Source organism: Massilimicrobiota sp. mt181 (genome assembly GCF_055420065.1).
On the sequence record NZ_JBVAYN010000004.1, the window covers coordinates 80,486 to 105,332 of the forward strand.

The following is a 24,847-nucleotide window of genomic DNA, read 5'->3' on the forward strand; positions in this document are numbered from 1 at the left end:
TCATCGCCATCATCATTGGAACACTTAAGGGTTATATCTGTGTAAAGATACAGCCCATTTTGCATATATTTTATCAATGGGTGTATCTAATGACTTATAGATAGTGACGAGTCATTAAGACTCGTCTTTTTTTGTTAAAGGGGGAATTTGATGGAAGAATTTAAATATCTGATACCAGAAGAAAGTATTGACGCTATTATGAGTAATGTTTCTAAGCTTAGAGAAATAGAAAATGATTTGAGAAGAATTTTTGTGGAACATCAGTATTTGGAAGTGTTGATGCCATCTTTTGAATATGTAGATTTGTATAACGATATGGATATAGGTATTGATGAGGAAAAGATGTTTCAATATATGAATTATGAAGGCAAGAGAGTGGCTTTAAGAGTAGACTTTACTGTTCCTCTCGCAAGGCTTTACTGCTCACAAAAAGAAGAGGGAGAGAAGAGATATTGTTATTTTGGAAAGGTTTATCGTAAGGAAAAAAGACATAAAGGGCGTAGCAGTGAATTTTTTCAGGCAGGTGTAGAACTGCTGGGAAAAGCGGGTGTTGCAGGAGATTTAGAATGTCTTCAGCTAATCAAAGAAACAATGTCATGTTTAAAATTAAAAACGATTCGTATAGAAATGGGATCTGCTAAGTTCTATCATCGTTTATGTGAAATTGTTGATGATGAACGCTTTGTGGATATCTTAAAAAGACGTGATTTAACAGCTATGAAAGATTTCGTTCAAGAGCATTCTTTTGATACGTCAATGCAAAATTTATTGATGCATTTGCCACAGACTTTTGGAGGGGTTGAGGTTTTATATCAGATACAGAATCTGATTCATGATGATATCTTAAATGAATCGATTGCAGAATTGATTCATTTATATGAAGCATCCTGTATGAAAGATTGTCTGACATTTGATTTGGCTATGACACCGATGATGAAATATTATACAGGTATTATGTTAAAAGGGTATTCTCCTTATAGTGCAGAACCGATTATGAATGGTGGGCGATATGATCAACTGATGAATCATTTCCATAGACAGGTTTCTGCTATTGGATTTAGTTATGATTTAAGTCATATCTTAAAGGCATTAGAAAAGGAGGAAGAAGTATGATTAAAATTGCTATTACCAAAGGTCGTATTGAAAAACAGGTGTGTCAGCTGCTTTCTCAAAAAGGATATGATATGGAGCCTGTTTTGCATAAAGATCGTGAATTACTGATTGAGACAGCTGATGGTTTATCAATGATTTTTGCGAAAGCCAATGATGTTTTGACTTTTTTGGAACATGGTATTGTTGATGTAGGATTTGTTGGCAAAGATACATTAGAAGATAGTGATTTTCATGATTATTATGAAATGCTCGATTTGAATATTGGGAAATGTTATTTTGCGGTTGCGGCATATCCTGAATATCGTGAGAAAGTTTTCCATCGTCGTCAGCGTATTGCTTCTAAATATACCAAAGTCGCAAAAGATTATTTCACCAGAAAACAGGAAGATGTTGAAATCATTAAATTGGAAGGTTCTGTGGAATTAGGCCCTGTTGTTGGTTTGAGTGATGCCATTGTGGATATTGTGGAAACAGGTTCAACATTAAAAGCGAATGGGTTGGAAGTTATTGAGAAAATCAGTGATGTTTCAACTAAAATGATAGTGAATAAAGTGAGTTTAAAATTTAAAAAAGACGAGATATTTCATTTAATAGAGATGTTAAAGGAGGAAGAAACATGTTAAAAACGTATGATTTACAGGGACAATTCAAGGATGTTGTCAAGAAATTTTCATCACGAAAGACAGAAATTTCCAAGCAGGTTAATGATGCAGTTTTAGATATTATTGATAATGTCGCGAAAAATGGGGATCAGGCCTTAATGAAATATTGTCAACAATTTGATGGATTTATGATTGATGATCCTCGTCAGTTCATTGTTTCTAAACAGGAAATATTAGATGGTGTGACAAGTGTAGGAAAAGATTTTATAAGAATTCTCGAACGTACCAAGGAACAGCTGATTGATTTTCATCAACATCAAGTCAGTCAATCATGGTCGATATATAAAGACAATGGAGTCATCATGGGACAAATTGCCCGTGGTTTAAAAAATGTTGCATTATATGTTCCAGGAGGAACAGCCACTTATCCATCAACGGTCATGATGAATGCCATTCCTGCCCAATTAGCAGGTGTTCAAAATTTGATGATTATTACACCAGTGAAAGCTGATGGGAAAGTCAATCCAGCGATTTTAGCTGCAGCTTATGTTTGTGGTATTGATAAAATTTATAAGGTTGGAGGCGCACAGGGTGTCGCTGCTGTAGCTTTAGGAACGCATACAATTCCCAAAGTGGATAAGATTGTTGGGCCAGGAAATATTTATGTTGCGACAGCTAAAAAATGCTGTTATGGGCAAGTGGATATTGATATGATTGCAGGGCCAAGTGAAGTGTTAATTATTGCTGATGAAAAGGCGAATCCAGCATATATTGCAGCTGACTTAATGAGTCAGGCTGAACATGATCGTTTAGCCAGTGCTTTGTTGGTTACAACATCAAAATCACTGGTAGAAGCAGTTAATTTGGAGCTGGAAAAACAGATTCAATATTTATCTCGTGCTGATATTATTCAAGATTCTTTAGAAAACTATGGTGGAGCATTTATTGTTGATTCCATTGAAGAAGCTTTTCAGGTTTCTAACGAATTTGCGCCAGAGCATTTAGAGGTGCTGGTTGATAATCCGATGAACACTTTACCTCTTATTCATAATGCAGGATCTATCTTTTTAGGAGAATATACACCTGAGCCTTTAGGTGATTATATGTCTGGCACAAATCATGTTTTACCAACTGGAGGCACAGCTAAATTTTATAGTGCCTTAGGTGTTTATGATTTTGTGAAATATTCATCTTACAGTTATTATCCTCAAAATGTTTTGGCAACTTTTAAGGATGATGTGATGACATTTGCCAAAAAAGAAGGATTAGATGCTCATGCTAATAGTATTGCAGTAAGATTTAAGGAGGAAACTTATGAGAAAGAGTGAAATTAAACGTCAGACTAATGAAACAAATATTGAAATGTCTTTAAATCTTGATGGTCAAGGAGAAGCACACATTGAAACAGGGATTGGTTTTATGGACCATATGTTGGAACTGTTAGCTTTTCATGGAGGCTTTGATTTGTCTGTTCAATGTCAAGGTGATTTAAAAGTTGATAGTCATCATACTGTTGAGGATTTAGGTATTGTTTTTGGTGAATGTTTAAAAGAAGCGTTAGGAGATAAAAAAGGGATTTATCGCTATGGTCAAATGGCCATTCCTATGGATGAAGCTTTAGTCACAACAACATTAGATTTAAGTGGTCGCCCTTATCTGGTTTATCAGGCGCAGTTGCATTGTGAACGACTAGGCAATTATGAGACAGAAATGACAAAGGAATTTTTTAAGGCAGTGAGCGATCATGCTTTGATGACTTTGCATATTATCGAAAATTATGGTGAAAATACACATCATATCATTGAGGCTATGTTTAAAAGTTTTGCTAGAGCATTAAAACAGGCAGTCATGATTGATGAAAATCATCAAGATCAGATTGTGTCTTCTAAAGGTTTATTGTAGGAGGGATGAGTATGATTGTGATTGTGGATTATAATGTCGGGAATTTAATGAGTGTGCAAAATGCCTTTTTAAGAATTGGCGTAGAAGCTGTTGTCAGTCGTGATATTGAGGTGATTCGTCAGGCGAAAGGTATTGTTTTACCGGGTGTAGGCACTTTTCCAGTAGCGATGGAAAATCTGATAAAGTATCAGTTGATTGATGTTCTTCAGGAAAGAAAAGAAGCGGGTATTCCTATTTTAGGTATATGTTTAGGAATGCAGATTCTTTTTGAAAAAGGCTATGAAGTTCAAGAAACACAGGGACTGGGATTTTTAAAAGGTGAAGTCAAACTCATGAATGTATCAGAAAAAATTCCTCATATGGGGTGGAATGAATTAATGTTTGTTAAAAAACATCCATTAATTCAAAATATAAAAGAGGGAGACTATGTATATTTTGTTCATTCTTACATGGCTTTTCCTTCTGATGATGAGTTAGTCGCTTATTGTGAGTATGGTGATCAAAAGATTACAGCGATTGTGGCTAAAGATCATGTCATGGGATGTCAATTTCATCCTGAAAAAAGTGGCGCCATTGGGCAGAAAATTTTATTAGCGTTTAAGGAGATGGTTCAATGATTGTCATACCAGCAATTGATTTAAAAGATGGACAGGCAGTGCGCCTGTATAAAGGAGATTATCAACAAAAAACAGTTTATTCTTCTCATCCTGAAGATTTGGCTTTAGAGTTTGAAAAGATGGGTGCTCAATATCTTCATGTTGTGGATTTAGATGGAGCCAAACAAGGACAGACAGGGAATCTAACAACAATCAAAAAAATTCGTGAGACGATCAGTATTCCTATAGAAGTTGGTGGTGGAATTCGTGATATGGAGACTGTTGAACTTTATTTGGATAGAATAGGTATTGACCGTGTGATTTTAGGAACAGCAGCGATTGAGAATTCAGAATTTTTAAAAAATGCTCTTGAACGTTATGGTGAAAAGCGTATTGTTGTCGGTATGGATATCAAAGATGGTTATGTCTCTACGGGGGGCTGGCTGGTCAATACTCAGACCTATTATTTGGACTTTATTAAGGAATTAGAAAAGATGGGTATTGTCTATATTGTTTGTACCGATATTTCCAAAGATGGCACATTACAGGGACCTTCATTTGATATTTATCAGAAAATTCAGCAGGAGAGTTCTTTGCGTTGCATTGTTTCAGGTGGTGTCAAAGATGCCGAGGATATTTATGAAGCAGCACGTCAAGGATATGAGGGTTGTATTGTGGGAAAAGCGTACTATGAAGGCAAAATCAATTTAAAAGAGGTGATATCATGCTTGCCAAAAGAATCATCCCCTGTTTAGATATTAAAGATGGTAAAGTTGTCAAAGGGGTCAATTTTGAAGGCTTAAAAGATGTAGGGGATCCTATTGAAATAGCCAAAAGATATGATCAGCAATGTGCTGATGAAGTGGTTTTTTTAGATATTACAGCGACTTATGAAAATCGTGATATTATCAAAGATTTGATTCAAAGAGCTGCCAGTGAATTATCGATTCCATTAACTGTTGGTGGTGGTATTCGCAGTTTGGATGATTTTCGTATGATATTATCCAGTGGAGCAGATAAAGTTTCTATTAATTCAGCAGCGATACAGCATCCTGGTTTGATTAAACAGGCTGCTGATGAATTTGGTGTGCAGTGTGTTGTTGTCGCTGTAGATGCGAAAAAAAGAAAAGATGATGATGGATATGATGTTTATATTGCCGGTGGTCGTAAGAACACAGGTATTGATTTATTAAAGTGGGTTCAACAATGTGAGCAGTTAGGTGCTGGGGAAATCTTATTAACTTCCATGGATAAAGATGGCACACGTGATGGTTTTGATATTGAGATGCTTAATGCTGTCTTGGATGTTGTTTCGATTCCTGTGATTGCCAGTGGAGGCTGTGGTGATAAAGAAGATATTGTTGAAGTCTTTGAAAAAACAAATTGTGATGGAGCGTTAGCTGCTTCTTTGTTTCATTATCAGGAAGCAACGATTGATGATGTTAAGGCATTATGTGCCCAACATCATATTCCAGTAAGGAGGAATTTATGAGACCAGATTTTGAAAAGGGTAATGGATTGGTTCCTGCCATTGTGCAGGATTTTCAGACCAAAGATGTTTTAATGCTGGCTTATGTCAATGAGGAAGCTTATGAAAAAATGTTGGAGAGTGGAGAAACATATTTTTATTCTCGTTCACGTAAGCAGTTATGGCATAAAGGGGAAACTTCAGGACATTTCCAATATATTCAAGGGATGTATTTAGACTGTGATGAAGATACACTGCTGATTATCGTTGAACAAGTAGGAGCAGCTTGCCATACAGGGGCTTATTCATGTTTCTTTAATGAAGTCATACCTTATGATTTTTCAAAGACTATTTTTCATGAAGTTTATGATGTCATTGCCGATCGCAAGCTGCACCCTGTAGAAAAGTCTTATACCAATTATTTATTGGACCAGGGTGTTGATAAGATATGTAAAAAAGTTGGAGAAGAAGCGAGTGAAACAATTATCGCTGCCAAAAATAATAATAAGGAAGAATTGATTGGTGAAATTAGTGATTTGTTTTATCATGTACTGGTTTTAATGTATCAACAAGGTGTCCAGGTTGAGGATATTGAAAGAAAATTGGAAGAAAGACATCAAATCAGTGGCAATAAAAAAACTTTTCATCAACGAGGAGACTATTAGAAATGAAATCTAATGGTCTTTTTTTAACACATATTATCAAACAATGATGTGAAAATAATGATGTTGAACTCTATCACAAAATAAAATTTCAAGCGCTTTCAAAATATGTTATAATAAGCATATATAAGAGAAAGGAGTATGTGTATGGGAGGTTTAAAACAAGAGTATTTAGACAAGATTGATGCCATTGTTGATAAACATAAGGATCAAAAAGGGCCTATGAAACTCATGCTTCATGATATTCAGGATGAACTTGGATATATTCCTTTTGAAGCCATGGAAAAGATTGCTGAAACTTTGGATGTTCCTGTTTCTAAAGTCTATGGTGTTGTGACTTTTTATTCACAGTTTACAACAGAACCAAAAGGAAAGCACGTGATTTCCGTATGTCTAGGAACAGCATGTTATGTCAATGGGGCACAGACAATTTTAGACTTGCTTTGTGAAATGACAGAGTGTGAAGTCAATTCAACAAGTGAAAATGGATTATTTTCTATTGATGCTACACGTTGTGTAGGTGCCTGTGGACTTGCGCCAGTTGTCAGTGTGGATGGAACAGTTTTTGGATGTGCGAAACAACTTGAAGATTTAAAAATGCTGATTCTTGATTACTTAAAGGAAGAAGCACCATGTTAGTGAAAGACATCAAGGATCTATTGAAGGCAAGAGAAATTTATATAGCTGATGAAAATATCTATGAAAAAAATTATGAGCATGGATTTGCGACAGATTTGATGTCGGATGCTTTGGCCCTGTTAAAGGATGAAACAGAAGATGTTTTATTGATTAGTGGGCTTTCTAATGTTCAATCATTAAGAACAGCAGAGGTTTTGGATTTAGAGACTGTTTTACTGGTTCGAGGTAAACCTATAGATACACATATGGCTGAGATGGCAAAAGATTTACACATTAATCTTTTTCAAACAGATTTAACAATGTTTCAAGTCTGCGGTCTTCTTTATGAGAAAGGTATGCGTTGATGAAGAAAGTTTATCAGGTTGAAAAGGATAATTATGAAGATGCAGGAAAAGCCTCTACTGATATTAAGAGAACTTTAAAAACTTTAGGTATTGAGCGAAAAGTTCTCAAGGCAGTAGCAATTGCCTGTTATGAAGCTGAAATTAATATTGTCATTCATTCTGATGGAGGAACAGTGACATTTGAAATTGATGATGATGGATTGATTCGTTTGTCATTTGATGATATTGGTCCTGGTATTGAAGATTTAGAACTTGCACAAACACCGGGCTATTCAACAGCTTCCCCAAAAGCCAGATCATTAGGCTTTGGAGCAGGAATGGGTCTCGTTAATATGAAAAGTGTTGCGTCTTCTTTTGATATTCGTTCTTCAAAAGAAGGAACGCATATATATATGACATTTCAATGAAACCCGTTATTCATTTTTTAGGTGAAAACTGCAAAAGCTGTATTAAATGTGTGAAATCTTGTCCAACAGAAGCTATTTCTATTATCAATGGAAAAGTGATTATTGATGATACTCAATGTATCAACTGTCATGTTTGTGTTCAAGTATGTGATCAAAAACAGTTAAAAATAAGAGAAGTGAATTTAGATGAAGCTTTCAAGCAACATGCTTATAATATTGCCTTAATACCAACATCCATCTTGTCTGATTTTCAGGAATTTGATGAATTAAAAGAACTTGTTCATGCGATTAAAGCATTTCATTTTGATGAAGTCGTTCAATACAGTGATATTGAAGGAATGCTTTATCAACAGGCATTAAAAGATAGTCGTCAGTCAGACCATGTCATGTTGACATCTTTTTGTCCTACAATCAATCGATTAATTAAGCAGGAATATCCAACACTGATTGATCATCTTTTACCATATGATTATCCTGTAGAAATTGCAGCTCGACGTTTAAGAGAAAAATACAAAGGACAGGATATTGGTATCTTCTCTTTATGTGAGTGTGTTGGGAAACTGACTTTAGCGAAAGAACCATTGGGAAAAATGGATTCGCAAATTGATTATGCTTTAAGCATTTCTAGAATGTTTCCTCATTTTAATAAAAGAAAAGGACATGGAAAAGAAAATATTGCCATCAATAGAGATGGAGTGAAAAGCAATGTCGGTGATTTATTTGGTAATCATCAGTTATCAATTATGAGTGTAGAGGGATTGCCTCAGATTCGTACAGTATTGGATCTGATTGAATTTGATCAGTTGAAACATATTCGTTTATTAGCATTGTATCATTGTTATCAGGGGTGCATTGGAGGTTATTATTTATGGAACAACCCTTTTGAAGGACATTTCCGCATTGAAAGTATGCTTGACCAATGTCAGGCTCCCATCGCTCAACTTCAATACAGTGAATATTATAAAAAACGTCATGTGAATGAACAGAAACAAACATTTAAGGATCGTATGGCATGGTTTAATAAGGTCAATGCTATCTTAGAAACATTACCGCAATTTGATTGTGGCAGTTGTGGTTTTGCGAATTGTCGAGGACTAGCGACACGTATTGCCAGTGGTGAAGTTGATGATTCATTATGCCGTGTGAAGAGAAGGTGAATATATGGATATTCAAAATATATTGAGATTACCTTTGCAATTGATTAATGAAGTGCCTTTAAATGGACAGGTCGAGGATATTTATATTGGTGATTTATTGAGTGTTGTGATGGCTAGTGGAAAAGAGGGCATGTTATGGCTGACAGTGCAAAAGCATTTGAATGTCATTGCCATTGCCCAATTGCATGATTTTGCTGGGATTGTTTTTGTTCAGGATAGCTATCCTGATGAAGATACCATTCAAAAGGCAACAGAATTGCAGATTCCTTTGTTTTTAAGTCATAAAGATGCTTTTGGGACTGCAAAAGATCTGATAGGTTTAGGATTCTAGTATGTATTATGATTTACACATTCACTCAGCCTTATCACCATGTAGTGATGATACGATGACAATTCATAATATTTTTAATATGGCGTATATCAAAGGTTTACAGCTGATTGCTATTACAGATCATAATTCTTTAAAGCAACAGACTTATTTAGATCAGATTGTTCAAAATAAAATACTTAAAGGACATATTGATTTTCTTCATGGCGTAGAATTACAGAGTCAAGAAGAGATACATGTCTTGGCTTATTTTCAAAGAGGAACACCACTGCAACCTATTCAACAGTGGATAGATCAGCATCTGATTCAAGTTCCTCATCAGCCTGATTATTATGGCAATCAATATATTTTTAATGCAATGGATGAAATCATAGCTGAGGAAAATCATTTGTTGTTAAGTTCTTTGGATTTAAATATATATCAAGTTGTTGAAGCCATTCATCAGTTTCAAGGTGTTGCGGTTTTGGCACATGTTTTGGCTAAGCGATATGGCATATATGAAATTTATCATGATATTCCTTCTGATTTAAGTTATGACGCTTTAGAAGTGACTTGTCCAAAAGAATATCGTGATTTAAAAAAGAAATGTCCACATATTGATGATGAGTTTATCTTTATCAATAGTGATGCGCATCAGCTAGAAGATATAAGTGAACCGTTTTATGAAATTGATGAAGAACAGCTTCAAAGATTATGGAGGAAAGCATTATGCAGGAAATCGCCATGACGATATTGGATATTGCCCAAAACTCCATTCGTGCTTGTGCAAAACTTATTCAAATTGTGATTCGTGATAGTCACAAAGATAATATCATTCATATTGAATGTCTGGATGATGGATGTGGAATGGATGACAAGACTTTACAGAAAGTCACTGATCCTTTTTATACAACCAGAACAACACGTCAGATTGGTTTGGGTATTCCAATGTTTAAAGAAAGTGTCGAAGCAACAGGTGGCTGGTTTTCCATTGAATCACAAAAAGGTGTGGGTACTAAAATCATTGGTGAATATGTCAAGAATCATTTGGATACACCACCGATGGGCAATATCGCAGAAACTCTTATTACATTGATTCAATATGATGATCATATTGATTATGTTTTTCAATATATATGTGATGATTTTGAGTGGGTTTTGAATACCAAAGAAATCAAAGACATTCTTGATGGAGTCCCTATCAATCAACCAGATATCATACTTTGGTTAAAAGATTATATAAAGGAGGGTATGCAGAAATGAAATCGTTAGAAGAATTAAAGAGGATTAGAGATCAGGCTAAAGAACGAATGACGATGCGTGAAAATGGTGATCATGATTATCGTGTTGTTGTGGGAATGGCCACTTGTGGGATTGCGGCAGGAGCTAGACCGGTCTTGAATACTTTAGTCGAAGAAGTCGCAAGAGAACATTTACCAGTCACTGTGATGCAGACAGGATGCATTGGGATGTGCGCTTTAGAACCTATTGTTGAAGTTTTTGATAAAGATAATCATAAGACAACATATGTTTTGGTAGATACAAAAAAAGCGAAAGATATCGTTTTACGTCATTTGATGCATGGAGAAGTCATTGAGGAATATACAGTAGGACATTATTCAAAATAGGAGGGTAGAGAATGCCGTATAAAAGAACACAGGTTTTAGTTTGTGCAGGAACGGGTTGTACCATTGGAAATTCTGGCGAACTAATCAAAGAATTCGAAAAAGAAATCAAGTCTATGGGACTTGATAAAGAAATAGATGTTTTAAGAACGGGATGTTTGGGATTATGTGGTGCTGGACCTAATATTTCCATCTATCCAGATAATATTATTTATAAAGGTGTGAAAGTTGAAGATGTTCAGGAAATTGTATTGGAACATCTCTATAAAGGAAGACCAGTTCAACGTTTAATGTTGAATGAGTCTGATCAGGAAACAAATGAAATCCATGATATTAATCATACCAAGTTTTATGCCAAGCAAAAACGTGTCGCTTTGCATAATTGTGGTGTTATTGATCCAGAAAATATTGAAGAATATATTGCTGAAGATGGATATTTTGCATTAGGAAAAGTGTTATTGGAAATGACGCCCCAGCAAGTTGTAGATGAAATCAAAAAGAGTGGTTTAAGAGGTCGTGGTGGTGGAGGATTCCCAACCGGTTTAAAATGGCAGTTTGCTTTGGATGAACCAGGTGAAGAAAAATATGTCATCTGTAATGCCGATGAAGGGGATCCAGGAGCTTTTATGGATCGTTCGATTCTCGAAGGAAATCCACACAGTGTGATTGAAGCTATGATTATTGCAGGATATGCTATTGTAGCCCATTATGGATATATTTATATTCGTGCTGAATATCCAATCGCTGTTGAACGTCTTAAGACAGCCATTAGCCAAGCTAAAGAATTAGGATTATTAGGAAAAAATATTTTTGGTTCAGGATTTGATTTTGATTTGGAAATTCGTTTAGGGGCAGGAGCCTTTGTCTGTGGTGAGGAAACAGCACTGATTCAATCTATTCAAGGTGAACGTGGTATGCCAGTGTCAAAACCTCCATTTCCTGCGCATAAAGGTGTCTGGGGGAAACCGACGATTATTAACAATGTAGAAACATATGCTAATATTGCTCAAATTATTTTACATGGTGCTGACTGGTTCCGTTCTATTGGAACAGAATCTTCACCGGGAACCAAAGTGTTTGCATTGGGTGGTAAAATTACCAATACAGGACTGGTTGAAGTTCCGATGGGAACAACTTTACGAGAAGTGATTTATGAAATTGGAGGAGGTTGTCCAAATCATAAAGCATTCAAAGCAGTACAGACAGGTGGACCATCAGGAGGATGTTTAACAGAAGAACAATTAGATACACCTATTGGTTTTGATGAACTTGTTAAATTAGGTTCAATGATGGGATCTGGGGGAATGATTGTTCTTGATGAAGATAACTGTATGGTTGATGTGGCTAGATTCTATATGGATTTTATTGTTGATGAATCATGTGGAAAGTGTACACCATGTCGTGTTGGAACAAAACGTATGCTGGAATTGTTGCAGCAGATTTGTGATGGTCAGGGAACCATGGAAACATTGGATGAATTGGAAACATTAGCACAGACGATTAAGGATACAGCGCTTTGTGGATTAGGACAATCAGCTCCCAATCCAGTCCTTTCAACAATTCATCAGTTTAGAGATGAATATCTTGCTCATATTGTTGATAAACGTTGTCCTGCTGGTGTTTGTAAAAAGTTATTGCGTTATGAAATCGATAAAGAAAGCTGTCGTAAATGTGGACTTTGTGCGAGACAGTGTCCTGTTGGTGCCATCAGTGGTAAGATTGGAAAAGAAGCTTTTGAAATTGATCCCGATAAATGTATTCGCTGTGGCTTATGTATGAAAGCCTGTCACTTTAAAGTTATAGAAAGAAAGTAGGTGTTGATATGTCGAAAATAAAAATAACTATTAATAATCGAGAAGTAGAAGCTTATGAGGGACAAACTGTTCTTGAAGCCGCTAAAAATAATGGCATTCATATTCCTACTTTATGTTATCTTAAAGATGTTACAGGAACAGGAGCGTGTCGTGTCTGTCAGGTGGAAGTAGAAGGCGCAAAGACATTATGTGCTGCATGTGTTTATCCTGTCAGAGAAGGAATGGTTATTAAAACAAATTCTGCTCGTGCTCTTGATGCGAGAAGAAGAGTTGTAGAATTGATTGTTTCTAATCATTCTAAAGACTGTCTATCATGTATTCGTAATACCAACTGTGAATTACAGCGTTTATGTCAGGAGTTGGGGGTTAGAGAAGATGCTTTTGCCGGTGAAAAAAGCGAACCCACTTTTGATACTGTTTCACCAGGAATTGTGAGAAATACGTCAAAATGTGTACTATGTGGTCGTTGTGTAGAAACATGTATGAAAACACAGGGATTAGGTATTTTAGGGTATATGAATCGTGGTTTCAAAACAAAAGTGGGACCTATCTATGATAAAAGCTTTGATGATGTGAACTGCATGCAATGTGGACAATGTATTAATGTCTGTCCTGTTGGTGCATTACATGAAAAAGAAGAAATTCATGATGTGATTGAGGCTTTAAATGATCCCCAAAAATATGTCGTTGTGCAAACAGCTCCTGCAATTAGAGCAGCTTTAGGTGAAGAATTTGGAATGCCAATAGGAACACGTGTCACTGGAAAAATGGTTCATGCTTTGAAATTGGTTGGCTTTGATAAGGTTTATGATACAAACTTTGGAGCTGATTTAACAATTATGGAAGAAGGTTATGAATTTATTGGGCGTCTTAAAAATCAAGGTGTTTTACCAATGTTGACATCGTGTAGTCCAGGATGGATCAATTATATTGAACATGAATATCCGGATTTATTAGACCATCTTTCTAGCTGTAAATCACCACATATGATGTTAGGAGCAATGATTAAATCATTCTATGCCCAAACGCATGATATGGATCCGCAAAATATTTATGTTGTGTCTATCATGCCATGTGTGGCGAAAAAAGGAGAAAAAGAACGACCTGAAAATCTAACACAGCCCTATCCAGATGTTGATGCTGTTTTGACAACACGTGAATTGGCAAAACTTATTAAGATGTTTGGAATTAATTTCCCTGAATTAAAAGATGATGATTTTGATCAGGATCTCTTTGGTGAATATAGTGGTGCTGGTGTTATTTTTGGAGCCAGTGGTGGCGTTATGGAAGCCGCTTTAAGAACGGTCGCAGATGTTTTGGCCAAAGAAGACTTAACGATGATAGATTATCATGCGGTGAGAGGTGTTGAAGGAGTCAAAGAATCAACGATTAAGATTGGAGATCAGACATTAAAGGTGGCAGTGGCTCAAAGCATGAGTTTAGCTAAACCATTGTTAGAAGATATCAGAAAGGGTGTTTCTCCATATCACTTTATTGAAATTATGGGCTGCCCAGGTGGATGTATTAATGGTGGTGGACAACCTTATGTCAATGCAACATTACGAAATAGTGGATTTAATTATAAACAGGCACGTGCCAAAGCTTTGTATGATGAAGATGTTTCATTGCCAGTGCGTAAATCTCATAAGAACTCACAGATTCAAAATCTCTATAAAAACTTTTTAGGAGAACCCAATAGCGAAAAGGCTCATCACCTCTTGCATACACATTATACAAAGAAAGCAAGATTTAAATAAATCTGGAGGTTTTTATGAAAAAAATAATTCAAATAGTTTTATCTTTATTCATTGGTGTGTTGATGACGGCTTGTCAACAACAAGAAAAAGCTGTTCATATTCTATGTCCAACGGGTGCACCATCTTTAGCGCTCGTTGGTGAATATGAGCAAATCTGTGAAGATGGTAGTATTGATTTTGTAGATGGAACCGATCAGCTGATTGCTGAATTATCTAAAGCAGATAGTGAGTATGATATCATTGTTGCTCCAATTAATTTAGGAGCACAGCTTATTGCTCAAGAACAGACGGATTATCGTCTGCAAAGTGTTTTAACATGGGGTAATCTTTATTATGTTGGGACTTCAGCTGAAGCACTTGATGAAACAGGGGAACTGGCCTTATTTGGTGAAGGAGCTGTACCACAGAAAATTGTCGAAACAGTCGATGTGGAAACAAATCTTCAGCCCCATTATTATTCATCCGCTACTCTTGTCCAACAAAGATTAATTTCAGGTCAGGCAAAAGTAGGATTATTGGCAGAACCACTCGCAAGTGCGACAATTGCGAAAGCGAAACAATCTGGTATTGATTTATCTGTCATTGTTGATTTACAGGAAGCCTATGGAGGAAGTGGATATCCTCAGGCTGCGATGTTTGTCAAAGATGGATATCAGAATGATGAATTGTTTCAGTCTATTGAAGAATTTTGTGAAAATGGTTATCCTGAATTGAAAGAAAAATTAGAAAATATTGGAATAGAACAATTAGGACTTCCAAGTGTTGATATCACAGTTTCCTCAATTGAACGTCAAAACGTACATTATGTACCTGCTGATCAATGTGAAAATGAAATAAGTCAGTTTTTACAGCTTTTCAATATCACATATAATTCTAATAAGTTGGCTTCATGAAAAGAAAAATTATCACAGTTATTATAATGATGCTTTTATGGCAAATGGCTTCATTGATGATTCAAAAAGAAGTCATTTTGCCATTTCCTGGCGATGTTTTGTTTAGAATGCTGACTTATGTATCTGAAAAACAATTTTATGTTGCTGTTGGGTTGACTCTGATACGTGTATTAAGTAGTTTTTTCTTAGCGATGATCATCGGTATTTTTTTAGGCATAGTGAGTGGTCTTTCTATACCATTTCGACAACGTTTACAACCTGTTATGACTTTTTTACAGACAATTCCACAAATTGGGTATATTCTCATACTGCTCGTCTGGTTTCATAGTGATACAGCTTTGTTGTTGATTGTCTTTTTTATGCTTGTTCCTGTTTTTTATTTCAATGCTATGCAGGGCATTTGTCATATTGACAGTGACTTACAAGATATCATTTTGCTCTATCATCATTCTTTTTTCTATAATCTGAAATATGCCTATTTACCATTGATAAAAGGCTATATTATTTCCGCTATTGAATCATGTTTGCCCTTAAGCTTAAAAGTTGGTGTAATGGCAGAAATTTTTGTTTCATCTCAATATGGAATAGGTAAGCAATTATACTTTGCACGTGTTCAAATTGATATGACAGGCATTTTTGCATGGATATTATGGCTGATTGCTATTATTATGATTTTACAGATGATTATGCATATTCTTTTAAAGAAATGGAGTCGTGATGAATGATTTTATGACAGAATGGTTATACTGTTTTTGAGGTGAAAGAATATGGATTTTCGAAATAGTCAAACAAAAGATAATTTAATGCGTGCTTTTGCGGGTGAATCACAGGCCAGAAATCGTTATACTTTTGCAGGTGGTTTGGCCGCTAAAAAAGGTTATCACATGTTAGCTGATGTCTTTTATTTTACAGCGAATCAGGAAAAGGAACATGCTGAAATCTTTTATAATCATTTAAAAGAATTGACAGGAGAAACGATTAGCGTTGATGGCGGCTATCCAGTGGATACCTATGATGATGTTTTGTCACTTTTAAAGAGTGCCAGACATAATGAATATGAAGAATATGAAGATGTTTATCAGAATTTTGGAACAGTTGCTAAAGAAGAAGGTTTCCATAAAATTGCCCAAGATTTCTTTAATATTGCTGAGATAGAAAAAACGCACGGTGATCGTTTTGAAAAGTTTGCAACCCTTTTAGAAAATGGGCAACTTTATGCATCGGATACACCATGTTATTGGATGTGTTTAAACTGTGGATTCATTTTTGAAGGAACGAGAGCACCGCAGCTTTGTCCAGTTTGCAGCCATGATCAAGGATACTTTATCAGATTAAAAGATGCGCCATTTACATGTGATCAATCACAATGATGATTTGATTGATAGAAACAGTACTTTCTTGAAAGGAGAGTATTGTTTTTTTATGAAATAGACCTATACTCTTATGGATATTTGTTATATAATGTTGTCACATGTCAAAAGGAGGTCAATATGAAACTTATATTACATTATCTCAAAAAATATAAAAAACTTTTTGTTTTAAATGTGATATCCGTCTTTGGTTTTGCTTTGGTAGAACTAGGTTTACCAACAATAATTGCTGATATGATTGATAATGGGGTGACAACCCAAAATGAAGGGTATTTATACTCTATGTGGTTCTTGGCAATAGGTATTTCTATCATTGGTGTGGCTGGGACGATAATATTAGGATTCTGCTGTGCAAAAATCTCTACTTCTATTACGAGAGATATGCGTAATGATATTTTTACTCATATTCAAAGTTTTTCTCCACACGAATTTAATCGTTTTGGCATTTCGTCATTAATAACACGTACTAATAATGATGCTTTCCAGATTCAATTATTTGTCAATGTTTTATTAAGAACTGCTTTAATGACACCTGTTATGGTCGTTATCAGTGTGTTCATGACTTTGAAGACATCACTAGAATTATCTGCCATTATTGCAGCAACATTGCCAGTTATTGTGATTGGTGTCGTTGTTGTGGCAAGAATATCAGAACCATTGTCTCAAAAACAGCAGCGCTCTTTAGATCACATGAATCGTATTACCAGAGAAAATCTTTCCGGTTTAAGAGTTATTCGAGCTTTTGGTAATGATGATTATGAACAATCTCGTTTTAATCAGACAAATAGTGAATTTACAGGTTATACCAAAAGAATCTTTAAGCTTATGCTTTTGACTCAGCCAATTTTTTATTTCCTGATGAATTTAGCAACCCTGCTTATTTTCTATGTAGCCAGCTTTATGGTGGATGCTGGTACTCTACAGGTAGGAAAATTAATCGCTTTTCAGGATTATCTTTTTCACGCTATGTTTTCAATGATGCTGTTTTGTAATGTATTTGTGATGTATCCACGTGCCGCAGTCTCTGCTAGACGTATTCAGGATGTATTAAATACACAAAGTGGTATTCAAGATACTGTGACTCAGACAAAGCCATCACGTACTGCTCAACATCAGGTGATTTTCAAAGATGTGACTTTTGTTTATCCAGATGGAGAAGAGCCAGTATTAAAAAATATTTCATTTGAAGCACATGAAGGAGAAACTGTTGCTTTTATTGGAAGTACGGGATCTGGAAAGAGTACATTGATTAATTTGATTCCTCGTTTCTATGATATCAGTAGTGGAAGTATTCAAATTGATGGTGTGGATATCAAAGATTATCGTATTGATGATTTAAGAAATAAGATTGGGTTTATTCCTCAAAAAGCTATGCTTTTTACTGGAACAATAGCGGAAAATTTAAAATATGGAAAAGCAGATGCATCATTAGAAGAATTAGAACATGCTGCAAAGGTCTCACAGAGTTATGATTTTATTATGCAAAAACCGTTAGGTTTTGATGAAATGATTACAGAAAGTGCAACGAATGTTTCAGGTGGACAAAGACAGCGTTTAAGCATTGCGAGAGCTTTGATTAGAAAACCAGAAATTTATATTTTTGATGATTCTTTTTCTGCTTTAGACTATAAAACTGATGCTGTTTTAAGACATGCTTTAAAAGATGAAACCAAGCATTCCATTGTTTTTATTGTGGCACAGAGAATTTCTACGATTAAAGATGCCGATCAGATTATTGTTTTGGATGAAGGTCAGATTGTAGGACATGGCAAACATCATGATTTATTAAAGACTTGTCCTATTTATCATGAAATTGCTTCATCACAGTTAAGTGAGGAGGAATTGGCTTATGAATAAAAAATGGCAGACATTCAAAAGATCCATTCATCAAATTTCTCCATTCCTTTCACCTTATAAATGGGGCTTCTTTATAGCGATTGCTATGATTGTTGTGACATGCTTTGCTTTATCGATTTCACCAATGATTGAAGGAATGCTAACATCATTATTGATGGAAAATGCAATGGATATTATGCAAAATGTAGAAGGTGCAGGAGTCGATTTTCAGCGTGTGATTGAAATTATGATGATGTTACTGGGATTTTACTGTTTAAAAACAGTTTCTCAATCGATAACAATCGTGACTCTGACCAATTCTATTCAAAAGACAATGCATGATTTAAGAAATGCCCTTCAGGATAAAATCAGAAAACTTCCTGTCAGCTATTTTGACAACCATAAGTATGGAGATGTATTAAGCCGTATCACAAATGATGTCGATACCTTGTCTAATGCTCTCCAGCAAACTTTGACGGAAATCATTAGAGGTGTTCTGATGCTGATTTTAGCCATCGTCATGATGATTCGTATTCATATTCTGATGACATGTATTGTCTTGTTGATTATTCCAGCAGCGACGATTATCACTAAAGTTATTGTCAAGCGTTCTCAAAAGAAATTCCAGGCGCAACAGGATGCTGTGGGAAATCTGAATGGGGCGATTACTGAGATGTATGGTGGATATCGTGAAATCTTATTGTTTAATAAACAAAAAGATGTGATTGAAAAATTTAAAGATATTAATCAGAATTTATATCACAATGCTTTTCAGGCACAATTCATGTCATCCATCATTTCACCATGTATTTCACTGGTAACCTATATGATTATTGGAACGATTGGTTTTTTAGGAAGTTTATTTGTTTTACAGGGAACATTATTGGTAGGAGAGTTACAGGCTTTTGTGCGCTATATCTGGCAGGTCAATGATCCTATTTCTCAGGTAAGCAATCTGTCATCTCAGATTCAATCAGCCTTTGCGGCTCTACATAGAATTTCTGAAATATTAAATGAAACGGAAGAACAGCCAGTTGAACATCCACAAACTATTCAAAATGTCAAAGGACATGTTGAATTTGATCAATTATGTTTTGGGTATCATGATAAAGAAGTCTTACATCATTTGAATATTGATATTCAAAGTGGACAGATGGTAGCCATTGTCGGTCCAACGGGTTCAGGAAAAACAACATTGATTAGTCTTTTATTACGTTTCTATGATGCGACATCTGGATGTATTCGCATTGATGGTGTAGATATTAGAGATATTCCAAGAGAGGAACTGCGTTCTATGTTTGGAATGGTATTACAGGATACATGGCTTTTTCATGGGACAATCTATGAAAATATTCACTATGGACGTTTGAGTGCAAGAAAAGATGAAGTCATTGAAGCAGCTAGACAGGCGAATGTGGATCATTTTATTAGAACTTTACCAGATGGTTATGATTCAATTGTCAATGAAGAGGCAAATAATATTTCTCAAGGAGAAAAGCAGTTGTTAACAATTGCGCGTGCTTTATTAAAAGATCCGCAAATCATGATTTTAGATGAAGCCACTTCATCAGTTGATACCCGTTTAGAGAAACGATTACAGGATGCAATGCAAAATGTGATGAAAGGACGCACAAGTTTTGTGATTGCCCATCGTTTATCAACAATTAAAAATGCTGATTTGATTCTTGTGATTAAGGATGGTTATCTTGTTGAACAGGGAAAACATGAAGAATTGTTGGCTCAAGGTGGCTTCTACAGTCAATTGTATAATGCTCAATTTCAAGAAGGGTAGGAGGAGTTAAATTTTGTTTAACTTCTCTTTTTTGATAGACAAATCAATATCATATTCTTATGTCTATCTTTTCATTTTCTACATAATCAAGTATAATATTGAAGGAATGGGGAGGAAAATATCATGTATACCTATGAACGATTATTGAAGTTATGCGGACAAGAAAGTAATTATAGTGATATTGCACGTTATTTGTTGATGCATATGAATTCATTAAATCATTTGAAAGTGAAAAAAGTAGTTGAAGAGCTTGGAATTTCTAAGGCTTCTTTACATCGTTTCTATCATCAAGGTGGTTATTCAAGCTTCAAGGATTTGTTATTAAGTCTGGATGAGGAAATCAAAATCAAGCTTATTTCTTCGCAGGATATGTCTTATTCAGTAGAACCACTTCATGATATCATTGATTGTCAAAATATAGATGATTTTATAAAGCAAATTAAACATGCATCGCAAATTGCGTTTTATGGAAATGAAAGAGAAATTATATCTTTTTCTAAGATGATTTTTTATTTGTTTTCGGTACATTGTGATGTTATGATGTTGAATCGTTGGGACTTATCTAAATGTTATGATATTCTTGAACGTTTTCATCCCAATGATCTATTCATTATGGTGGAAAGTTCATGGCGAATACAAGGTATTTATGAAAAGAGTTTAAACACATCCCACATGCTTAATCTTGAAAAAATCAATGAATTTCCTTTCATTAAGTTTTATATTGGAGAAGCAGATACTGATCAATGGCAGGAATTTCATAATATTAAAGTTCCTTATGGATATTATCATTCAACTCCTCTTTATTTAGAACATTTAGATGATTATATTTATCAACATATGATAAAGGAGATGAATTCATGAATACAGTTTTATCATTGATAGTTTTAATACAACAGAATAATTTAAAAGATGATAATTATTATTTAATTGCAAGATATATTTTAAATCATTTATCAGTGATTGAAACAATAAGTATTCAAAAAATGGCTGATGATTGTCATATGTCTACAAATACGATTTTAAGATTCTGTCATTTATTAGGTTTTCAATCATTTAGAAATTTTAAAAGTCAACTCTTATCCACTATGAAAACAAGGACATTGCAATTAAAAGAAAAGAATGCTCATTTTGATTTTCAAAACTGTATGAATGCTATGAAAATGATGACTGCTGAATTTCAAGAAGAAACTTTTACACATCAGCTTCAAGAAGTTGTTGATTTAATTCAAACATATAAAAAAATATATATTTATGGAGCAACTTATCCTTTAGCGCTGTGTCAGTCATTTATTGAAGATATGGCTATTTTAGGTATTCCTGTCAAAGTTATTCAATTTAGCTATCATCCTTCCAAGATAGATGTACCTGAAGGTGTCCATATCATTATCAGTTATTCTGGTCGTTTTCTTGAAAGCAATAGAGATACTTATCAACAAATACTAAACCATTCTCAATCGACAGTCCTGATTTCTCATAAAAACGACTATCATCATACAACACAGTATGATATAAAACTTCCTTCAACAAAGAGTAGTTATTATGATGATTTTATTCTTATGTATATCATGGATTATCTTACAGTTCAATGTTCTCAACACTTTTTATAAGCTCGATACGTCTCAAAAAATGAGACGTTTTTTTTATTATAATAAGTGTCTCAAATATAGAAACAAACATTTTTTTAAAAAATATAAAAGCGCTTACTTATTTGGTACAATGATATCAGAAAAGAGGAAAGGAAGGGCAAAAATGAAAAAATCACTAAAAAAGTTTGTTGCATTATCGTTAACATTTTCTATGTTAGCACCAGCATTGTTTAACAATGTTTATGCAACAGAACAAGTACAAACTGTTCAAGAAGGTTCAGAGATTTCCTTAGAGGAAGGTAACAAAGCCGATAGCTTAACAGCATTAGTAGATGCAAACTTGGAAGATTGGTATGAAGTTGGTGGATTAAGAGCTACAAAAGTTCAAGAAGGTGTTTTACACATTGATGAAGCGACTGCTGTAAATCCAGCTGGTTTCAATAATCAAGGAATGAATAATTGTTCATCAATGTATTTAATTATTGATGGAAATGAAGTTGTATTGATAGATGGTGGTAATGGTGCAGCATCAGCAAATACAACATTTAATCAAGATCTTAAAAGTATTTTAGATGAATTAGTATTTAATGTTGACAAAGATTTACAAGTAATTATTGCTCATAATCATGGAGATCATACAGGTGCATTTGTGACTACGGAAGTTATCCCTGTAGGTACACCTATGTATATCCATGAAAAGGATTATGCTGGTATTCCAGAAGTGACTGCAAATTACGAGGTTCAAACATTTAAACAAGATGATGTTTTGGGAACAACACATTTCAAAATGAAAGTTGTAGATGTTCCTGGTCAAACTGAAGGATCATGTGCATTAATTAATTATGAAAGAGAAATTATCTTTTCAGATGATTCAGTGGGATCAAGTACTGTTTATTTAGGTAATCTTAAAACATTAGAAGAATTTGAATATGGTGTTAATAATTTATGGAATGCTATTAAAGATATGGATAATCCAATTCTTTATAGTGGACATCGTTGGCAACAATATGATACAAATCCATATGTCGCAGCTACAGCTAATACAGAAGATCAATGTCTTCTTGGAGAAATAGGTAAACAATACGTCAAAGAGTTTGTTCAATTGATGAAAGATGTAAGAAATAATGAATATATTACTAATAAAGCTTATGGTAATGGAATTAGTTTTTATTCAGAAGCAAGCGACTTAAATCACGATGGGAAAAGACCTGGATTTACAGCTCAAGAAGATGCAGTACTAGAATTTGCTAGTCAAAAAACTAATACAGCAACAGATACTGCTTCTTATGATAAAGCCATTAGTTCAGTTATCATTCCTAGATATGAAGCTGATGGAAGCAAGACAGAACAAAAAGTTTCTGAATATTTAAAAGCACATCTTGATACAACTGATTTAACAGCAACTGTAGATGAATCAAATAAAACTTTAACAGTTGACGTTCAATTGAAAGATGTTTATTTGGCTTCTGATTATCTCAATGGTAAATCAGCTGCCGGGGAAAGCTATTACAATATGATGAACTACTATACTGATGTTTTACAGATTCAACAATTGTTGGATACATATCCTCAATATACTGTTGTTGACAATAAGGGAAATGAAGTCAACAGTGCTTATATTGATGAACTTGCTGGATTATTGAAACAAATCAATGATTTTGATCCAACAACGAATTTAAAATATGATTATACGAAGAGTAATGGTTCTGATGTCATTGCAACAAGTAAAGAAGGAAATGTGACATTGACATTCCATATTGATTCTCATGGATGGTGGGGATATGATTTAGGAGCTCATGATTCAATCACAGGACTTGTGATGGGATTAAGCGATGAAGAAGCTCAGGAAATGCAACATGAATATACTTTAAAATATGGTCATTTCTTTGTGATTCAAATGGATAATCAAGGTCCTGGTCAATTGTATATGTTACGTGGTACAGATCTTGAAAATCCTATGATTTATGTCAGTGAAGATGGTAAAGAAGCTTTCATGATTGATGTTGATATGTATGGTTCTTATGCGCTTAACAATGTCATTAAGAGTGTCATTGGCGATAAATGTGAATCATTGAAGATCTTCTTAACTCATAATCATGGTGACCATGTCAATAACTTGGCCATGATTGCACAGGATGAAAGATTAAAAGAAATCACAACACTTATCTGGCCTGAAAATGAACCACATACTGTTTTAACTGAAAAAGATACAGTTGCAGACAATATGATTGGCCAAGATCTTGTTGAATTGTTTGATGTTCAAACAATCAGTGATATGGAAAAGATTAGTGTTGCTGGAAACGAATTCCAGTTCGTTGAAATTCCAGATGAACATACACCAGGTGGTGGACAGTTAGCAGATTTAACAAACAACATCTTATATAGTGGTGATACTTTAGGAGCACAAGTTCATTTAGGGGGAACGACTGTTAGCTTATCATCACTTCAAAGTTGGATTGATGGTGTTCAAAAATCAGTTAACTATATTGAAGAACATGGAATTACAGGTATTATTGGTGGACATACGCCTTATTTGAATACTTCGGATTTTGCATCATGGGTATTAACAGCTCTGGAATATGCACAAGATCAAGTAGCTCAGGATAAAAAATGGGCTGGTGGACTTGTCATTGTGGAAAATGGAAAAGTAGTGACAAGTGAGAGAATGAGCGAAATGTTCGCTAATGGATTAACAGATGCTGAGGAATTAAAAGTGGCTTCAGTTAACTTTAGAAATGATTTAGAAACTGAAGAAACACAAAATTCACAGAATCCTCAAGATTCAACAACTCCAAAACCTAATGAACAGACAACAACTTCTCCAACAAGTACTACAAGTACACAAACAACAGCTCAAACTCCTCAAACTGGAGATCAGAGTGTTATTGGTCTTTATGTTGTAACTGGTATGATTGCATTAGGTGCTGGTGCATACTTTATCAAAAAGAGATTGAATTAATCTTTAATGAAGCTATAA

General features: G+C 34.7%; 26 protein-coding genes. All 26 read left to right on the top strand.

Annotation, left to right across the window (positions count from 1 at the left end):
- The first annotated feature begins 150 nt into the window (after window positions 1-150).
- Window positions 151-1,113 carry an ATP phosphoribosyltransferase regulatory subunit gene (locus tag ACZYT4_RS03775; protein WP_463782461.1) on the top strand — a complete coding sequence of 321 codons (963 nt, stop codon included), beginning with the start codon at window positions 151-153 and terminating at the stop codon, window positions 1,111-1,113.
- Entirely contained in the window at window positions 1,110-1,736 is a 627-nt protein-coding gene (gene hisG, locus ACZYT4_RS03780; RefSeq protein ID WP_463782463.1) for an ATP phosphoribosyltransferase, read from the top strand. The genes ACZYT4_RS03775 and hisG overlap by 4 nt, the downstream gene beginning before the upstream one ends.
- The gene (hisD, locus tag ACZYT4_RS03785; RefSeq protein ID WP_463782466.1) at window positions 1,730-3,043 is read left to right on the top strand and encodes a histidinol dehydrogenase; all 1,314 of its coding nucleotides are present in this window, start codon (window positions 1,730-1,732) and stop codon (window positions 3,041-3,043) included. The genes hisG and hisD overlap by 7 nt, the downstream gene beginning before the upstream one ends.
- Complete coding sequence (gene hisB, locus ACZYT4_RS03790; RefSeq protein WP_463782470.1) at window positions 3,030-3,617, top strand: imidazoleglycerol-phosphate dehydratase HisB; 588 nt, start codon at window positions 3,030-3,032, stop codon at window positions 3,615-3,617. Before hisD ends, hisB begins: the two co-directional genes overlap by 14 nt.
- 11 nt (window positions 3,618-3,628) lie before the next feature.
- On the top strand, window positions 3,629-4,234 hold the full coding sequence (gene hisH, locus ACZYT4_RS03795; protein ID WP_463782474.1) for an imidazole glycerol phosphate synthase subunit HisH: 606 nt from the start codon (window positions 3,629-3,631) through the stop codon (window positions 4,232-4,234).
- Window positions 4,231-4,968 (top strand): 1-(5-phosphoribosyl)-5-[(5-phosphoribosylamino)methylideneamino]imidazole-4-carboxamide isomerase, encoded by a 738-nt coding sequence (gene hisA, locus ACZYT4_RS03800; RefSeq protein WP_463782477.1) that lies wholly within the window; start codon window positions 4,231-4,233, stop codon window positions 4,966-4,968. The genes hisH and hisA overlap by 4 nt, the downstream gene beginning before the upstream one ends.
- Window positions 4,938-5,705, top strand: coding sequence for an imidazole glycerol phosphate synthase subunit HisF (gene hisF / locus ACZYT4_RS03805; RefSeq protein WP_463782479.1), 768 nt, complete (start codon window positions 4,938-4,940; stop codon window positions 5,703-5,705). Before hisA ends, hisF begins: the two co-directional genes overlap by 31 nt.
- On the top strand, window positions 5,702-6,346 hold the full coding sequence (gene hisIE / locus ACZYT4_RS03810) for a bifunctional phosphoribosyl-AMP cyclohydrolase/phosphoribosyl-ATP diphosphatase HisIE (RefSeq protein ID WP_463782482.1): 645 nt from the start codon (window positions 5,702-5,704) through the stop codon (window positions 6,344-6,346). The genes hisF and hisIE overlap by 4 nt, the downstream gene beginning before the upstream one ends.
- A gap of 144 nt (window positions 6,347-6,490) precedes the next feature.
- A complete protein-coding gene (locus ACZYT4_RS03815) occupies window positions 6,491-6,982 on the top strand; it encodes an NADH-quinone oxidoreductase subunit NuoE family protein (RefSeq protein ID WP_463782484.1) in 492 nt (163 codons plus the stop codon).
- Window positions 6,976-7,326, top strand: a complete 351-nt coding sequence (locus ACZYT4_RS03820) for a hypothetical protein (RefSeq protein ID WP_463782488.1) — start codon at window positions 6,976-6,978, stop codon at window positions 7,324-7,326. The genes ACZYT4_RS03815 and ACZYT4_RS03820 overlap by 7 nt, the downstream gene beginning before the upstream one ends.
- Complete coding sequence (locus tag ACZYT4_RS03825) at window positions 7,326-7,733, top strand: ATP-binding protein (protein ID WP_463782490.1); 408 nt, start codon at window positions 7,326-7,328, stop codon at window positions 7,731-7,733. Before ACZYT4_RS03820 ends, ACZYT4_RS03825 begins: the two co-directional genes overlap by 1 nt.
- Entirely contained in the window at window positions 7,730-8,890 is a 1,161-nt protein-coding gene (locus ACZYT4_RS03830) for a [Fe-Fe] hydrogenase large subunit C-terminal domain-containing protein (protein ID WP_463782492.1), read from the top strand. The genes ACZYT4_RS03825 and ACZYT4_RS03830 overlap by 4 nt, the downstream gene beginning before the upstream one ends.
- 4 nt (window positions 8,891-8,894) lie before the next feature.
- Window positions 8,895-9,221, top strand: a complete 327-nt coding sequence (locus ACZYT4_RS03835; protein WP_463782494.1) for a hypothetical protein — start codon at window positions 8,895-8,897, stop codon at window positions 9,219-9,221.
- A 1-nt stretch (window position 9,222) separates the two neighbouring features.
- Window positions 9,223-9,945: a PHP domain-containing protein gene (locus tag ACZYT4_RS03840; RefSeq protein WP_463782497.1), complete on the top strand. Its 723-nt coding sequence runs from the start codon at window positions 9,223-9,225 to the stop codon at window positions 9,943-9,945.
- Window positions 9,927-10,460: an ATP-binding protein gene (locus tag ACZYT4_RS03845; protein WP_463782499.1), complete on the top strand. Its 534-nt coding sequence runs from the start codon at window positions 9,927-9,929 to the stop codon at window positions 10,458-10,460. Before ACZYT4_RS03840 ends, ACZYT4_RS03845 begins: the two co-directional genes overlap by 19 nt.
- On the top strand, window positions 10,457-10,825 hold the full coding sequence (locus tag ACZYT4_RS03850) for a (2Fe-2S) ferredoxin domain-containing protein (protein ID WP_463782502.1): 369 nt from the start codon (window positions 10,457-10,459) through the stop codon (window positions 10,823-10,825). Before ACZYT4_RS03845 ends, ACZYT4_RS03850 begins: the two co-directional genes overlap by 4 nt.
- A gap of 11 nt (window positions 10,826-10,836) precedes the next feature.
- Window positions 10,837-12,636 carry an NADH-ubiquinone oxidoreductase-F iron-sulfur binding region domain-containing protein gene (locus tag ACZYT4_RS03855; RefSeq protein WP_463782505.1) on the top strand — a complete coding sequence of 600 codons (1,800 nt, stop codon included), beginning with the start codon at window positions 10,837-10,839 and terminating at the stop codon, window positions 12,634-12,636.
- An 8-nt stretch (window positions 12,637-12,644) separates the two neighbouring features.
- Window positions 12,645-14,393, top strand: a complete 1,749-nt coding sequence (locus ACZYT4_RS03860; protein ID WP_463782509.1) for an NADH-dependent [FeFe] hydrogenase, group A6 — start codon at window positions 12,645-12,647, stop codon at window positions 14,391-14,393.
- A gap of 14 nt (window positions 14,394-14,407) precedes the next feature.
- Window positions 14,408-15,286, top strand: a complete 879-nt coding sequence (locus tag ACZYT4_RS03865) for a hypothetical protein (protein WP_463782512.1) — start codon at window positions 14,408-14,410, stop codon at window positions 15,284-15,286.
- Window positions 15,283-16,011, top strand: coding sequence for an ABC transporter permease (locus ACZYT4_RS03870; protein WP_463782514.1), 729 nt, complete (start codon window positions 15,283-15,285; stop codon window positions 16,009-16,011). Before ACZYT4_RS03865 ends, ACZYT4_RS03870 begins: the two co-directional genes overlap by 4 nt.
- A 42-nt stretch (window positions 16,012-16,053) precedes the next feature.
- The gene (gene rbr / locus ACZYT4_RS03875) at window positions 16,054-16,656 is read left to right on the top strand and encodes a rubrerythrin (protein ID WP_463782516.1); all 603 of its coding nucleotides are present in this window, start codon (window positions 16,054-16,056) and stop codon (window positions 16,654-16,656) included.
- A gap of 120 nt (window positions 16,657-16,776) precedes the next feature.
- Window positions 16,777-18,513, top strand: coding sequence for an ABC transporter ATP-binding protein (locus ACZYT4_RS03880; protein WP_463782520.1), 1,737 nt, complete (start codon window positions 16,777-16,779; stop codon window positions 18,511-18,513).
- Entirely contained in the window at window positions 18,506-20,284 is a 1,779-nt protein-coding gene (locus tag ACZYT4_RS03885; RefSeq protein ID WP_463782523.1) for an ABC transporter ATP-binding protein, read from the top strand. Before ACZYT4_RS03880 ends, ACZYT4_RS03885 begins: the two co-directional genes overlap by 8 nt.
- 123 nt (window positions 20,285-20,407) lie before the next feature.
- Complete coding sequence (locus ACZYT4_RS03890; RefSeq protein ID WP_463782528.1) at window positions 20,408-21,145, top strand: MurR/RpiR family transcriptional regulator; 738 nt, start codon at window positions 20,408-20,410, stop codon at window positions 21,143-21,145.
- The gene (locus tag ACZYT4_RS03895) at window positions 21,142-21,891 is read left to right on the top strand and encodes a MurR/RpiR family transcriptional regulator (protein WP_463782531.1); all 750 of its coding nucleotides are present in this window, start codon (window positions 21,142-21,144) and stop codon (window positions 21,889-21,891) included. The genes ACZYT4_RS03890 and ACZYT4_RS03895 overlap by 4 nt, the downstream gene beginning before the upstream one ends.
- A gap of 142 nt (window positions 21,892-22,033) precedes the next feature.
- Window positions 22,034-24,829, top strand: a complete 2,796-nt coding sequence (locus ACZYT4_RS03900) for an MBL fold metallo-hydrolase (RefSeq protein ID WP_463782534.1) — start codon at window positions 22,034-22,036, stop codon at window positions 24,827-24,829.
- The last annotated feature ends 18 nt before the right edge of the window (window positions 24,830-24,847 follow it).

What these genes read in the sequence shown, in the direction of transcription:
- ACZYT4_RS03880 (WP_463782520.1), top strand. Translation starts at nt 16,777, where the DNA reads ATGAAACTTATATTACATTATCTCAAAAAATATAAAAAACTTTTTGTT.
- ACZYT4_RS03855 (WP_463782505.1), top strand. Translation starts at nt 10,837, where the DNA reads ATGCCGTATAAAAGAACACAGGTTTTAGTTTGTGCAGGAACGGGTTGT.
- hisA (WP_463782477.1), top strand. Translation starts at nt 4,231, where the DNA reads ATGATTGTCATACCAGCAATTGATTTAAAAGATGGACAGGCAGTGCGC.
- ACZYT4_RS03845 (WP_463782499.1), top strand. Translation starts at nt 9,927, where the DNA reads ATGCAGGAAATCGCCATGACGATATTGGATATTGCCCAAAACTCCATT.
- ACZYT4_RS03815 (WP_463782484.1), top strand. Translation starts at nt 6,491, where the DNA reads ATGGGAGGTTTAAAACAAGAGTATTTAGACAAGATTGATGCCATTGTT.
- ACZYT4_RS03890 (WP_463782528.1), top strand. Translation starts at nt 20,408, where the DNA reads ATGTATACCTATGAACGATTATTGAAGTTATGCGGACAAGAAAGTAAT.
- hisH (WP_463782474.1), top strand. Translation starts at nt 3,629, where the DNA reads ATGATTGTGATTGTGGATTATAATGTCGGGAATTTAATGAGTGTGCAA.
- ACZYT4_RS03860 (WP_463782509.1), top strand. Translation starts at nt 12,645, where the DNA reads ATGTCGAAAATAAAAATAACTATTAATAATCGAGAAGTAGAAGCTTAT.
- ACZYT4_RS03885 (WP_463782523.1), top strand. Translation starts at nt 18,506, where the DNA reads ATGAATAAAAAATGGCAGACATTCAAAAGATCCATTCATCAAATTTCT.
- ACZYT4_RS03830 (WP_463782492.1), top strand. Translation starts at nt 7,730, where the DNA reads ATGAAACCCGTTATTCATTTTTTAGGTGAAAACTGCAAAAGCTGTATT.
- ACZYT4_RS03895 (WP_463782531.1), top strand. Translation starts at nt 21,142, where the DNA reads ATGAATACAGTTTTATCATTGATAGTTTTAATACAACAGAATAATTTA.
- ACZYT4_RS03775 (WP_463782461.1), top strand. Translation starts at nt 151, where the DNA reads ATGGAAGAATTTAAATATCTGATACCAGAAGAAAGTATTGACGCTATT.
- ACZYT4_RS03850 (WP_463782502.1), top strand. Translation starts at nt 10,457, where the DNA reads ATGAAATCGTTAGAAGAATTAAAGAGGATTAGAGATCAGGCTAAAGAA.
- hisF (WP_463782479.1), top strand. Translation starts at nt 4,938, where the DNA reads ATGCTTGCCAAAAGAATCATCCCCTGTTTAGATATTAAAGATGGTAAA.
- ACZYT4_RS03870 (WP_463782514.1), top strand. Translation starts at nt 15,283, where the DNA reads ATGAAAAGAAAAATTATCACAGTTATTATAATGATGCTTTTATGGCAA.
- ACZYT4_RS03825 (WP_463782490.1), top strand. Translation starts at nt 7,326, where the DNA reads ATGAAGAAAGTTTATCAGGTTGAAAAGGATAATTATGAAGATGCAGGA.
- ACZYT4_RS03820 (WP_463782488.1), top strand. Translation starts at nt 6,976, where the DNA reads ATGTTAGTGAAAGACATCAAGGATCTATTGAAGGCAAGAGAAATTTAT.
- ACZYT4_RS03840 (WP_463782497.1), top strand. Translation starts at nt 9,223, where the DNA reads ATGTATTATGATTTACACATTCACTCAGCCTTATCACCATGTAGTGAT.
- hisIE (WP_463782482.1), top strand. Translation starts at nt 5,702, where the DNA reads ATGAGACCAGATTTTGAAAAGGGTAATGGATTGGTTCCTGCCATTGTG.
- ACZYT4_RS03865 (WP_463782512.1), top strand. Translation starts at nt 14,408, where the DNA reads ATGAAAAAAATAATTCAAATAGTTTTATCTTTATTCATTGGTGTGTTG.
- rbr (WP_463782516.1), top strand. Translation starts at nt 16,054, where the DNA reads ATGGATTTTCGAAATAGTCAAACAAAAGATAATTTAATGCGTGCTTTT.
- ACZYT4_RS03900 (WP_463782534.1), top strand. Translation starts at nt 22,034, where the DNA reads ATGAAAAAATCACTAAAAAAGTTTGTTGCATTATCGTTAACATTTTCT.
- hisD (WP_463782466.1), top strand. Translation starts at nt 1,730, where the DNA reads ATGTTAAAAACGTATGATTTACAGGGACAATTCAAGGATGTTGTCAAG.
- ACZYT4_RS03835 (WP_463782494.1), top strand. Translation starts at nt 8,895, where the DNA reads ATGGATATTCAAAATATATTGAGATTACCTTTGCAATTGATTAATGAA.
- hisG (WP_463782463.1), top strand. Translation starts at nt 1,110, where the DNA reads ATGATTAAAATTGCTATTACCAAAGGTCGTATTGAAAAACAGGTGTGT.
- hisB (WP_463782470.1), top strand. Translation starts at nt 3,030, where the DNA reads ATGAGAAAGAGTGAAATTAAACGTCAGACTAATGAAACAAATATTGAA.